This window comes from Cytobacillus sp. GQ23 (assembly GCF_059758675.1).
The window spans coordinates 18,587-31,453 of the sequence record NZ_JCAXER010000042.1; the positions used below are offsets into that span (position 1 = coordinate 18,587).

The 12,867-nt window shown below is 38.1% G+C and carries 13 protein-coding genes and 1 pseudogene; 6 read left to right on the top strand and 8 right to left on the bottom strand.

Annotation, left to right across the window (positions count from 1 at the left end; genetic code table 11):
* Positions 1–341 precede the first annotated feature (341 nt).
* From AC6CHU_RS24255 to AC6CHU_RS24275, 5 genes and pseudogenes are all read right to left on the bottom strand, one after another.
* Positions 342–1,088 carry an MBL fold metallo-hydrolase gene (locus tag AC6CHU_RS24255; RefSeq protein ID WP_236566226.1) on the bottom strand — a complete coding sequence of 249 codons (747 nt, stop codon included), beginning with the start codon at positions 1,086–1,088 and terminating at the stop codon, positions 342–344.
* Positions 1,085–1,351 carry a hypothetical protein gene (locus AC6CHU_RS24260; RefSeq protein WP_159865438.1) on the bottom strand — a complete coding sequence of 89 codons (267 nt, stop codon included), beginning with the start codon at positions 1,349–1,351 and terminating at the stop codon, positions 1,085–1,087. The genes AC6CHU_RS24255 and AC6CHU_RS24260 overlap by 4 nt, the downstream gene beginning before the upstream one ends.
* Positions 1,352–2,020: 669 nt before the next feature.
* Positions 2,021–2,954: pseudogene (locus AC6CHU_RS24265) on the bottom strand (DNA/RNA non-specific endonuclease).
* Between the two features lie 361 nt (positions 2,955–3,315).
* On the bottom strand, positions 3,316–3,831 hold the full coding sequence (locus AC6CHU_RS24270; protein WP_498123004.1) for an SRPBCC domain-containing protein: 516 nt from the start codon (positions 3,829–3,831) through the stop codon (positions 3,316–3,318).
* A 79-nt stretch (positions 3,832–3,910) separates the two neighbouring features.
* On the bottom strand, positions 3,911–4,237 hold the full coding sequence (locus AC6CHU_RS24275) for an ArsR/SmtB family transcription factor (RefSeq protein WP_035329701.1): 327 nt from the start codon (positions 4,235–4,237) through the stop codon (positions 3,911–3,913).
* Positions 4,238–4,796: 559 nt separating this feature from the next.
* Between AC6CHU_RS24275 and AC6CHU_RS24280 the strand changes: the two genes are divergently transcribed.
* Positions 4,797–5,498 (top strand): DUF421 domain-containing protein, encoded by a 702-nt coding sequence (locus AC6CHU_RS24280; protein ID WP_498123006.1) that lies wholly within the window; start codon positions 4,797–4,799, stop codon positions 5,496–5,498.
* A gap of 445 nt (positions 5,499–5,943) precedes the next feature.
* Here the strand turns inward: AC6CHU_RS24280 and AC6CHU_RS24285 are convergent, their stop codons facing one another.
* Positions 5,944–6,465 carry a hypothetical protein gene (locus AC6CHU_RS24285; protein WP_159865429.1) on the bottom strand — a complete coding sequence of 174 codons (522 nt, stop codon included), beginning with the start codon at positions 6,463–6,465 and terminating at the stop codon, positions 5,944–5,946.
* 88 nt (positions 6,466–6,553) lie between these two features.
* On the bottom strand, positions 6,554–7,720 hold the full coding sequence (locus tag AC6CHU_RS24290) for an MFS transporter (protein ID WP_498123007.1): 1,167 nt from the start codon (positions 7,718–7,720) through the stop codon (positions 6,554–6,556).
* A gap of 272 nt (positions 7,721–7,992) precedes the next feature.
* Between AC6CHU_RS24290 and AC6CHU_RS24295 the strand changes: the two genes are divergently transcribed.
* The 4 genes from AC6CHU_RS24295 (at position 7,993) to AC6CHU_RS24310 (ending at position 10,663) form a co-directional block, all read left to right on the top strand.
* Positions 7,993–8,478, top strand: coding sequence for a tetratricopeptide repeat protein (locus AC6CHU_RS24295; protein ID WP_498123008.1), 486 nt, complete (start codon positions 7,993–7,995; stop codon positions 8,476–8,478).
* Positions 8,479–8,839: 361 nt separating this feature from the next.
* A complete protein-coding gene (locus AC6CHU_RS24300; protein WP_498123009.1) occupies positions 8,840–9,337 on the top strand; it encodes a CBO0543 family protein in 498 nt (165 codons plus the stop codon).
* A complete protein-coding gene (locus AC6CHU_RS24305) occupies positions 9,334–9,801 on the top strand; it encodes a CBO0543 family protein (protein WP_159865419.1) in 468 nt (155 codons plus the stop codon). The genes AC6CHU_RS24300 and AC6CHU_RS24305 overlap by 4 nt, the downstream gene beginning before the upstream one ends.
* Positions 9,802–10,039: 238 nt before the next feature.
* On the top strand, positions 10,040–10,663 hold the full coding sequence (locus AC6CHU_RS24310) for a LysE family translocator (protein ID WP_498123010.1): 624 nt from the start codon (positions 10,040–10,042) through the stop codon (positions 10,661–10,663).
* A gap of 73 nt (positions 10,664–10,736) precedes the next feature.
* Here the strand turns inward: AC6CHU_RS24310 and AC6CHU_RS24315 are convergent, their stop codons facing one another.
* Positions 10,737–12,185 (bottom strand): serine hydrolase domain-containing protein, encoded by a 1,449-nt coding sequence (locus tag AC6CHU_RS24315; protein WP_498123011.1) that lies wholly within the window; start codon positions 12,183–12,185, stop codon positions 10,737–10,739.
* 279 nt (positions 12,186–12,464) lie between these two features.
* On the opposite strand from AC6CHU_RS24315, the gene AC6CHU_RS24320 reads away from it, so the two are divergent.
* Positions 12,465–12,867, top strand: a 403-nt coding sequence (locus AC6CHU_RS24320) for a MerR family transcriptional regulator (RefSeq protein WP_498123012.1), incomplete at its 3' end; no start/stop codon positions are given.

Genomic DNA, 12,867 nt, shown 5'->3' on the forward strand with positions numbered 1-12,867 from the left:
TGACCAATCACTATAAACACATCGGCACGAGCTAATGTAACCGCTAAGTCGGAGCTGAACAGTTTCTGATAGATAGGACTGACGCTTTTTTCCATTTTGAAGCACCTGCTTTCATGGAGAGGCTGGTATGATCGGCATATTGACTGTGCCACTTCAAAAAAATAACGGATAACTTTACATCAAATACTGTAAAGTTATCCGTTTTGACTAGTTAAAAACAGGTTATAATCCAACGCAATTTCATTAAGTTCTCCAAAGTAATCCACTTAAAGTCTTTAGTAAACCAATAGTGGATAAAATATACAGGCTTAGGATAACTTATTCACTATACCTATCACTTATTATTTTTTTTCAAGGACATAATTCGCCTCTTGTATACCTATTTTATCGCCAATATTAAAAGACATGAGGTCCTCACCAATAACAACCTGTCCATCGTATACCTTGCTCGTTCTAACTGCTAAATTACTCTCTGCATCAGTTAGACCACCAAGCAATACAATATGAGAATATACGGCGAGTTTGGGCTTAACTTTACTAAATACTTTTCCAGCTTCCTCAGGCGTGGTGTGTATATCAAGGATCTTTTGTATTGCTGCCAATTTATTATCTGGCCTGGCTGCAGCAACCTCATGGATGAGCAGGTCTGTCCCCTTGGCATAACGGATCAGATTTTTGCTGTATCGTGTATCTCCAGATATGACTACGGAATGTCCTTGATAATTTACTCTGTATCCATAACTTGGTTCCATTGGACCGTGATCAACTAGAAAGGCTATTACTTCAACTCCATTTTTCTCATATACTACACCTTGCTCAATATCATGTCCAATTGCATCTAAGCCTTCGAGATTTTCGTTTTGATTGGCATTGCGTACTTTGATATCTGCCTCAAAGGATTTTTCCATATTATCCATCATATCCTTGGTTCCTTCAGGCCCCCAGATCTCAAAAGATGTTTCTCTTTTACCTGCAGTAGGTAATGAGCCAGTCAACCAAACATCTGGAATGCCAATCGTATGATCAGAGTGCAAGTGGGTAAGAAACAGCTTGTTAACCTTGCCTGGCATCGTATTGGTTTGGCTCAGCCGTAATGCAGCTCCTCTGCCTGCATCAAAAAGTAATCTTTCATCCCCAGCTCCACTAGGGTTGCAGGACCAAACCTCTCCATACTTAAAAGGGGGGAGCCGGTTCCAAGGAGGGTAACCCTAAAATTACTTGTCTTTTCCTCTTGTATTTTCTGTACCTGCTCCTTTGATATGTGGTCTCCCTTTGAGATTATTTGGGAAGAAAATATTCCTGCCCCCAGTAATAAAGAAATAGTGAGTAATCCTATACTATACATTTTCAATACCAACCCCCTCCAATTTACACCGGAATCTCATTTTGTTATTAATTACATCTGCAAAATCTGCTCATAAAGATGCGATAGGTGATAACCTGATTTGGCGTTTTAAATACAAAACAAGGTTTCAGTTTATAAAAATTATAACAATATTCTGAAAGATATGTCAATTATGTATATTCTAAAGACGGATACCACCAACAGTTGAAATGTTGGCGGTAACCTATAAGCGTAAGGGATTTTATTGTTCGCTCGACTTCTGCCTCGTATTCATGATGTGATAGAGTGCTATTCGTCAAAAAAGCCCTTTTTTCCCCTAGAGTATTCTAGGCTTTTTCGTCCTCAGGAAATTAAACAGCATGTAATCTCTTACGTAGAGCAATTCCTTCAGATTTCACATTGGAAATAATGGCGGATTAGTATGAACGCAGCGTTTTTGCTAGTCTTCGATTAATAAAAAAAGACCGATAAATGAACATCGGTCTTTTCAATGATATACCATTTTCACTTACCTAATAGTTGTTCTCCAAACTTCGTATTAATGCCTTTTACCATATCCTTTATATTAATTGTCTGGTATTCAATATTGACCAACCGTCTTTCTATGCGGTCAAATTCATTAATCCCTCTAATACATCTACTAATTTACTTTCCATTTTAAATACAGACACCCTTTTATTCTCCTACCATCCCATCTAAATCACGATCGTCCATATAAGGATATAGCCAATGATCGCTCATAATGGGCATGCTGTAACCTGCATCTTTTGCTTCTTGTATAGTCACTTGGCCGTTACCATTTGTATCGACACTAGAGATATCACCTTTTTTGTTTGAGCTAGTAGAATCTGATGGTTCGGTGCGTGTTAAACCAAGCGATTCGTTTACTTTATCAGGATTGACATTATCGAATGCTTCAACAATCTTATTCCCTCTTAAAGTATAGGTGTACTGATAATGTGAAGGAATCTGCGTTTCTGTATCAGGATATGTGATAATTGCTTCAAAGTCAGTAGCTCCACCCGCTTTACGAATTGAGTCTTCCAGATAAGCCTGGTCACCGTGACGATTGAGTGTGCTTTCTTGTGGAGTAATATTGTAAGCATTAGATACTCCACCCATAGAATCTGCGATAATGTGTCCTTCGTCCATATCGTCTCTTTCAACACCTGGAACTTTTGCCTCATCAGAGTAATACCTGCCAGACGATAATACAGGTCCTGTATTGTCATCTTGCAGAATAATTTCATCTGCAATAACACGCACCAGCTGCCCGTGTTCATTTGTAAAAGCCCAATATTACGATCTCCAAAGCCAATAGCAACAACTGCATTAGGCTGACGATTCCAGATAAATCTCCACCATCAACTTCAATCAATTTGTATCCGGGAAATGGTTCGTTATTTTCTTGTGGTGAAGTTTCCTTTTCTACTGTTTTATTAACAATTGTAGCAGTTTCTTCTGTTTCAGTTTCCTCATGATTGCTGTTTTCGGCTGTATCAGCTGTGGCTACTTGCGAATCTGTTTTATCTTCTGTAACAGATACATCTTCTGTGTTTATACATCCAGCAATAAAGAAAATCGCTAAAAGTAACGTTAAATAGTTCATTTTAATTTTCACTTTAATACTCAGCTATGGATATTGAAGGAAAGCCCCTTAATTTTGAATTAAAGTCAATAAATTTGGAAGATATGTCTCTTCAATAGGCATTAATTTCTCTTAAAATAGTTTATGAAAAGTAATTTTTGAGGGATCTTTGCAGAAGGTTTAATGAAAATTGTGAGGAAATGCACCTAAACATAATGGCACTTTTTCGGAGTAAATAAGTCCAATTTCTAATTTTTGATAAGAAAACTGTGATCATGGGTGGTCTCTTACTTATGTTAATCCATAAAAATAAGCGCTAATCCTTCTAGGATCAACGCTTTGTGAATGAATGCCAAACATGCTTTCTGTATGTTCAATTCCTTTATTTGATTTTGTTCAAATGTTCTTCCAGACGATTCCAAGTTTCTGTTATGCCCTGCAGCATACCCATTTCCATTACGGACTGGAGAGCCTCTGCTGATACATATTCTCCACGGTTAATTAATTTCGTTTTGCCGTCCACATCCACAAATTCCAGGGTCACTTCTGTAGATGGCATTTCCTCATTAATAGTCCCTTCAGCATCGGAAAAGTAGTCCGTATAGCGGATGCTCTCCGGCTCGCTAATTTCCTTGTATATCCCCTTGCCCCAGGATTCCATGCCATAGAATTGGCCCTGATTCCGATCCACACACTTCATGCAATAATGCCATACTCCTCCAGGCCTGAAGTCAACGCTGCAAACGGGGAGCTCCCACCCTCTCGGACCCCACCAATGTTTCAGGTGTTCCGGCTCTTTAAACATTTTAAAGACAAGCTCACGCGGCGCATCGAATACGCGCTCCAGTACCAGTACACGTTCATCTTCAACTCTTGAAAGCATTGCATTATTTGACATTGCTACTCCTCCATTAGAAGCTGTATTTGTAAAACGTTTGTTACCGAAGAGACTGTTCAGCTTACTCCATATTAATCCATCAGTTCAAGGGTTTTTTGCCCTGCAATACGTTAAGGTAATCATCCAGCCTATCCATCCTGCCTTCCCATAAGCGACGATAGGAATCAAGCCACCTATCCAGTTCTTGAAACGGTTCTGGCCTGATTTTATAAATCCGGCGGTTGGCGATCGGCTGAACCTCCACGAGGCCGGCGTCACAAAGAACGCGAAGATGCTTGGAGGTTTGAGGCTGGTTCAAATCGAGTTTTTTTGCGATATCTCCCACCGGAAGCGCTCCCTCGAGCAGCAGGTCAATGATATCCAGGCGGTTGGGCTCAGCCAGTGCACTGAAAATTTGCCCGTTCATGTTGAATCATCTCCCAGCGTGATTTTCTTGACTTTTTCCATTTCTATTGTAGATTCCACCCCCGCTTCCTTATTTTTTGCTTACCTTGATTATAATATACACCATCAGGAATATTCCTGTAAAGGAATATTTAAATAACAGGAAAAATGGTCTATATTATGCCATAAAGACCTTCTTCATCAGCAAAAAGCTTTTATACCATACTTTGATTAATTTGTTAGATATCTTTTAGTTCAAATTCCTTTTAAATTCAACAACTTTGTGATAACCACCCGATTTCCGGAATGATTCACTTATATTTGCGGCATTTTCTTTGAAAGAATTCCTGTCATTTTCCTAAAAGGTTACTCATTGTTAGAAAAGGCCCAATTTGTTCAAACCTTGAAATGTGTAAGGAGAAGAGGCTTTTAGTAAGCTTTCAACACCACAGTATGATAAGGCCACTTGAGGACATTAGATTTTTATCATATTAGCTCCTCCTGCCTTTGGTTTAACTGAATCGTTACTGAAAAATTTGGAACACTGTTAATGATTACCTTTAAAGGAAGGAGTTATGATCATGTCAGTTCCAGAACTTATCCTCAGACTTGTTTTAGCCTTTATAACGCTACTTGTCTTAACAAGAATTATGGGCAGAAAAGAAATTTCGCAAATGACTTTTTTTAATTTTGTTTCTGCGATCTCAATTGGCACGATTGGGGCTTCACTTGCCATAGACGCCAATTTCAGCATTACCTATGGACTAATATCATTGGCAGGCTGGAGTTCCTTTACAATCTTTCTTGGGTTTTTAGATATAAAATCAGAAAAAGTACGAATGGCTATAGTAGGAAGTCCTGTTATCCTCATTAGAAAAGGTAAGATTATGGAAAAAGAACTGCGTAAAGCCCGTCTTGATATAGATTCCCTAAAGGCTTTACTAAGGAAAAAAAATGTGTTTTCAATGTCAGACATCGATTATGCAATCTTTGAAACTGATGGTACTCTCTCAGTTATGAAAAAGGATACAAAAGAATCTGTGACTAAGGAGGATTTGAAAAATACTCATCAGGTTAGCACAAACATCTATCCCTTTCCTATGACTGTCATTTCGGATGGAAAAATAAATAATGAGAATTTAAAATCATTAAATCTTAACCATTCATGGTTGAAAAAGCAAATACAATCTGCCGGAATTCCATCATTTGATGATGTATTTTACGCTGAAGTTCAGAAAGATGGATCTTTGTATATTGATTCTGCGAATGACCTTATTCATTAATTTTCAGGATTCCTGAGGGAGGATATCTTTCCTCCTTTTTCAATCTTCACTGTGTCCTCTTATCGAACTGTTTTAAGAACCACTCTTAATGGCGGTACAAGTTCTCACTTCTTCCTACAGATTAATACTTTTTAATAAAACGACTTCCATCTTTTAATCATCAATATTTTTAGACCTTACTGGCAGGTCATATATTACAAGACATGAATCGATTTTCTTGTCCAAACTAACTTACTAGATTTATCCTTATCCTCAATATAAGAAAATCAACACCGTACTTTAACAGAGCTTCATAAAAAAGACGCTTTTCTCATTTCAGAAAAGCGCCAGTTGTATTATATAAGGATTCATTCGATGAAAAAAGAGTAAAAAGTTAATATGATTAAACCCTTTTCGCTTCTTCACCAATTTGTAAATTTAACGATACTATTCTTATATCGTTCTCTTACTGCCTTCGATCTAACACTTCTGTGCCCGTCCAGCTGTCGGTAAAGGTTCTCTTTCCTTTTGAAAGAAGGAACATAATTCCATCTATGCATAGATATATTATGTAAATAATAATAAATAGATAAAGGTTCTTGTAGTCCAAATCATTTGCAAAATGATAAGCAAATAAGAATATAAATAGACCAGCTATTCCATTTCTTATAAACCACCAAGAAAACAACATAAATTTATGGCTGTTTTTTATGATTAAACCGTTAAATTTGTACCCCCAAGGTAAGGTCATTTTGAAATTAGATCCCATTGATGTGAGCATAAACATCAAAGCACCCAACAGCAGCATGCCATTCATTATTCGACTCAGCACCGGATTCCATGTATCCCCGTCACTTGCGACGAAAGGCAAAAATAGTAAAGCTATTATTCCAGCAATAATAAAAATTATGATTGAAAGAATTGTGGGGATAATGATTGAAAGAAATAAATCTATTATATAACCCAAAAGCCGCTTTCTTATCTTCACTTTTTCACCTCCCTTTCCTATTTTACGTAAGGCTGTGGTAAATTGTAATTCAATTTATCGAATTGATGATTACTCTTCAACTGGCAAACTATTCTTTAATACTCGAAATTCCTATTTCAATAGCAATTGTTGCCCCAAGCAGAATTAAAACAAATATACCTAAAAATAGTGGCATTAGATTCATACTAAATCCCTGAAACAATACCCCTAATAACGGAGGTATGGCCGTTATTCCAACATAGCCGGCAGCCACTTGAAACCCAATAATGGCACCCGAATGTCTTTTTCCGAACCTTCTCGGAGTTTCATGTATCATAGTCGGGAAGATGGCAGCACATCCAATACCAATGAGGATAAACCCTCCATATAACATGCTTCCTCTCCCCAAAGCAACTGTAAGAATCCCTAGTAGAAGGATGATTTGACTAAGGATCAGCAGCTTTTGGCTTGATAACCAAAACGTGATAAAGCCAGAAATAATTCTTCCCGCCGTTATACTTGCAAAGAAGATCGATAGGATGAAACTTGCCGTTGCTGCAGTTAACGATTTCACTTCAATTAAGTAACTGCTTCCCCACAAAAAAATAGTCCCTTCTAATCCTACATAAAATACGAAGGATATAAGAGCTAATAGGACTCCTCTTTGTTTCCAGACTGATACAGGAGAAGTGGTCCTCTCACCAGACTCTCTAGGTACTTTGAGATGATTTTCCTTCCAAAGCGGGAGAGAAAAGAAGAGAATACATAGGATCATCAGCTGAATACCGCCAATAATTAAATAACCGGTTCGCCATGAAAAATCATTATTTAAGGCAACACCCATAATCATTGGTCCAAGCGTAGCTCCGATTCCCCAAAAAGCATGCAGCCAGTTCATATGACGTGCCTTTAAGTTGGCAGCCACATAGTCATTTACAGAGGTATCTATCGCCCCAGCTCCAAAACCTAATGGAAGTGCTGCAACTATTAATAAATAGAAATTTTGGGTGAATGCAAACCCTATCAATCCAATCACAGTGAGCAAGACACTGCCTAATACCAGCTTGCCGGTTCCCATTTTTTGAGTGAGCCGTATAGCCTGCAAACTGGATATAACCGTACATATGGCAATGGTCATAGAAATAATACCAGCCGCACTGTATGCCACATCAATTTCCCCAACAATTTCTGGCCAGGCTACACCTAGAAGAGAATCAGGCAATCCTAAACTAATATAGGTGGCATAAATGATGAACAGAAAAGCACATTGCCGCATTAAATCGTTCCTCCAATGTATATGTATAAATTTGATTACAGGTTTCATCTGGCATTCTTACAGTATATCAATAAAGAAGGAACAGATAGAAGAAAGAAGCTTTTACTTTACCTCACAGCTTATTTGAAAATAAGAAAGCTGTCTGTAGCCTTTTATATTTCTAATCCGGCATATATAATGACTATTGTCAATGTTCTGATAATTAAATGAGTGAAAAGCGAACATTTTTTAAAGTGAACCGATTAAATTGATAACCATTGGAGGTTAAAAAATTGGAAAAAGAACTAAGCAGAGCAATTGAGTTACGGAATAGCGGAAACCATAAGGAATCAAATGAAGAACTTATAAAATTGGTTCAGGAGTATCCCGAAAATGGACAGGTAAACTATCAATGCGCTTGGAGTTTTGATTTAGTAGGAGAAGAATCAAAAGCGGTGCCGTATTACGAAAAAGCGATTAAATTAGGACTGCCTGCTAATGATCTGGAAGGTGCCATATTAGGGTTAGGGAGTACGTATAGAACATTAGGTGAGTACGAAAAATCAAAAGGGACTTTTCAAAAGGGAATGAAGTTATTCCCTGCCAATAGAGCGATTCAAGCCTTCTATTCGATGACCTTATATAATTTGAACGAGCATAGTAAAGCGATGGAGCTGCTGCTAAAATGCTTAATAGACACCACAAAGGATGATAATATCCTAAGCTATAAGAGGGCCATTGATTTCTATTCAAATAAACTGGATCTAATTTGGAAATAGTTTAGGAATGCTCTTTTTAAAGCTATCAATGCCTTGCCTAGGTTTCATAAATCCCCTGCTTCTTGTCATAAAGCTGGGGATTATCCTTTGAATAACGAATTTCTGATTTCCTTAGAACATTATCCCCCCTTTACACGAACGCCCTAATTTCTTAAACTTTTTGATTCAAATTACCTTTTCCAATTAATCCATCACATTATGCTCCTCAAGGAAGAATGACTATTTCATCTGTAAAAGCCCCCCATTCTAAGTTTGATGCTCCTTTGAGAATATATTCCACATATAGTAACCAATATAATACACAAAATAAACTAATCCGAAGTAAATACAGACATTTTCATTTGAAATGGGGTCTGACCTTATGGAGAAGGAACATCTGATTCTGGCTGCCATGTGGATTTTTGGTTTTTTAGGTTTCATTTTATTCATTCAGAAAAAGAACTTGCGCAAGGGATTGCTGGCCTATTCAATCTTTCAGTCGATTGTCTGGCTTTGCGATATGCCTGCATTTGAATTTGGTTTACTAAGTGCTCCGGTACGGGAGTTTCCCAAAGCAACAGATCTCGCAATCACTATTAATTACTTGTTTTATCCATTCCTTTTTTCCATCTACTATGTGAAGAAAAGAGTAAAGGGATTCATATGGGCCCGCTTTTCCTATTTTGCGGTTTGGGTTTCTGCGGTTACTTTGTACGATGTAATCATTGAAACCTATACAGACCTATTGGAATATGGGTCTATGACGTGGTATGGGATGTGGATGTATATTGCTTTCCTGTTTTTTATAAGTGAAGTTTTCTGTAATTGGTTCTTTAAAGATCAAGCTAAGTTTCAAACAGAATGGAGGGAAACCTCATGAGAATCGAATGGTGGATCTTACTAATGGTTTATATTGCAGCTACTGTGATTCTCGCCTTCATTCCGAAAAATAAAATTCGGCTTGCAGTTGTCGCTCTTTTATTTAAGCAGTTTATTACTTTTCTGGCCGGCCTGGCGGTCGTGGAACTGGGGCTCCTTGAATATCCGATTCGGTTATTCCCTTCCATAAATCGCACGAGCTTTACTTATGAGTATTATGCGCTTCCGGCTGTATGTGCCGCGTTTAATGTATGGTATCCAAATGGCCGGAGCCGTGTTTTTCAGATAAGTTATTATGCGGGTTTTGTTTCTGTATTGACAATTGTTGAAGTCTTAATCGAAAAATATACCGCTCTCATTAACTATATCCATTGGGAATGGTATATTACATGGGTTTCTTTATGTCTTTCCTTTTATATTAGCCGCTTATTTTGTAAATGGTTTTTCCAGGATGCGAATGCTTAATAATTTATTTATATCCGGCCTGCAGCATCCATCTGGCTTTAAAAAAGAAGATGCACTGTCAGACTTTCCTTCTCTCAGCCTCCTCCTCCCTTAACCTCCCTTTTTCTTGCAAAAATGTTATTTTCCCTGTCACCAATCTTAATTTTTCAAATTATTTCAACAAAAAAGGTTCACCATGTGATAAATTAGATTTAATATTTTGTTAAACCATTTTATGACATGGGCAAGGAGTGAAAATATGAATGATTTCTTTACGTTTTTAATTCTTTCTTTGTTTGTGGTCATGAGCCCCGGTATCGATACGGCCCTTATAACAAAGAGGACGATTGCAGACGGAAGAGCAGATGGCTATAAAATGGGGCTCGGCATCACAGCTGGCTCATTAGTTCATACGTTTGCGGCTGCTTTTGGCCTATCCGCTATTTTAATGCAGTCCTCTGCTGCCTTTGAAATCATAAAATATGTTGGTGCCGTTTATTTAATTTACCTTGGGCTATCTTCCTTTATCTCCATAAAAAAGAAGAAAAAGATTGATGCAGCTTCTGATATGAAAGCAGAATTAAAAAAATCTGCTTTTAAACAAGGACTTCTTTCTAACGTGCTGAATCCCAAGGTGGCGATGTTCTTTCTAACCTTTCTCCCTCAATTTGTGAAGACCGGTGAAAACGCGCAGCAGCAGCTGATCATGATGGGGATTATCTATACACTGTTAAGCATATCCTGGTTTTTTCTCTACGTCATTTTTATTAACTATCTGCGCGAATGGCTCATGTCGCCAAAAGTTCAAAGGGTGATGGATAAAGCAACCGGTGCAGTGTTAATTGGTTTTGGGTTGAAATTGGCGCTGGATAAACAGCAGTAAACTCAGGTCGTTATTTAATCCCGGCAATCAAAAACGCTCAGAGCATTTTCTGAGCGTTTTAGTTTTGTAAAATCTATCCTTTATACAATTTTACCCGGTAATAGATCCGCAGGATGGTCAGAACGAATCCAATGATGAAAATTATTGCTAATAAGAACATGGCGGCTGGGAAAAGGCCGAATGCATCTATAGTGGTCGAGCTGTTGTTTTGTAAGGCTGGAACAATAAAGAACAGCCACCCCAGTAATAATGTCGGAACCAATTGGGGCAATAAACGAAGGATAAATCTCCAAAGTGGATGCTGCTGCCGTTTTTCAGACCATTTTCTGCTTCGAATGAATCCTCTAACTCCTAAAATGGAATAAATCAATGTGATAGCGCCAAGTGATAAATCAATGATTTTAGATGTTGGAGCTTTTTGTTCCGGTTCTTTCCCTTCCGTTAATTGAATAATACCCGAACTGATTTCATATGCATGTTCAAATGTAGGGGTATAGCTATTTAGCAGGACAACAACGGCATAACCACTGCTTGGAATGATGTCTTGCTGTGTTTGATACGTTGATACCACACCGCTATGAGATATGCGTGCCGGCTTTACATTAGGTGAACTTAACTCCCAGCCAAGGCCGTATTTTTTGCTTTCGTGCTGTGGTGAAATAGCTTCAGTTAATAAGTTCTTTGATAATAACTGCTCCCCAGTTACTGCCTTTCCCCCGTTTGTCAGCATAGAAAGCCATTTCCCCATATCTGATGCTGTTGAAATAATACTTCCAGCGCCCATATTCATCGCTTCCAGCTCTGTCCAAGGCATTCCAGTTCCATATGCCGTTACATACCCTTTAGGTAAACCAGGTACAGAATCTCCTGAGTTCACTGTAGTGACTGAATCATTCATTCCCAGCGGAGAATATACCTTCTGTTGAAGATATTGAGAAAAATCTATTCCGCTTACTTTCTCCACCAAAAATGCTAAAACCCAGTAGTTTCCATTTCTATAATAATATTTCTCTCCCGGATTTGACTGCAGCTTCCACACATTCATACGCTCCACACCTGCTTGTAAGGTATTCGCCGGCGGTACAATAACCGGGTTTGGAATACCTGATGTGTGGCTTAAAAGCTGACGGACTGTAACCTCTTTCCATCTGGAATCGTCCAGTGTGATCTCAGGCAAATACTTTATTATTGGGTCATCCAGATTGATTTTCCCTTCCTCCACAAGCTGCAAAACAGCAAATGCCGTAAATGATTTGGATGCCGAACCGATTCTCATTAACGACTTCTCTGTTATAGGGTTCCCTTCGGAATCATGACCATAGCCTTTCTCGTACACTAATTTTCCGTTCTTTACAACTGCAATCGATGCACCAGGCAGCCCATTACGCTTAATATAGTCAGTGACATATTGATCAATGTCTTCCGTTTTCAAAGGCTGAGCAGCTTGGACAGTTAAGGGTGTTAGCAGGATGAGCAGCAGAAGAATAAGGCCCAATTTCTTTAGGTTTACGATAGTTTTCAACAATTTTTCCTCCAATAAGTACTAGTAAAATCTCCACACTTGATGTTGAAAATTAATCATACAATATAATTATTATTTATGTTAACCTGCCTGGTGCTTATTATTTTCTACTCCTCTAGTCGTATGGACATGTGGAAACCGAAAAGGCGAAGCATATGATTAGACCACCATTATTTTAGATAAATGTTTATGTACATGTTGGACGAATTAGGGAATTAAAAGTGTTGACTCTTACCTTAGAGGATACTTTAGTATAAAGAGCACAGAAAGGAGGAAAAAATGTACACGGCTCATGAAGCTGCAAAACTATCACATATTACAGTAAAAACGTTACACCATTATCACAAAATAGGACTCCTGATTCCAGAGCAAACGACAGAAGCTGGCTATCGATTATACGGAAAAAAAGATCTAGAGCGATTGCAGCATATACTCTTTTACAAAGAATTGGACTTCCCTCTCAAGGAAATTAAACAATTATTAGATGGGGAGATTGACCGGGAAAAAAGATTGATTCAGCAAAAGTATTTATTAGAACAAAAAGCAGATCGATTTAAAGAACTGATCAAGACGATCAATACCTCGATTATCAGTGTCAAAGAAGGAGCAGATTTAGATATGGAAAAAATGTTTAAGGGTTTTAATACTGAAGAGGAATGGAAAGAAGCCTTAACGGACCAAA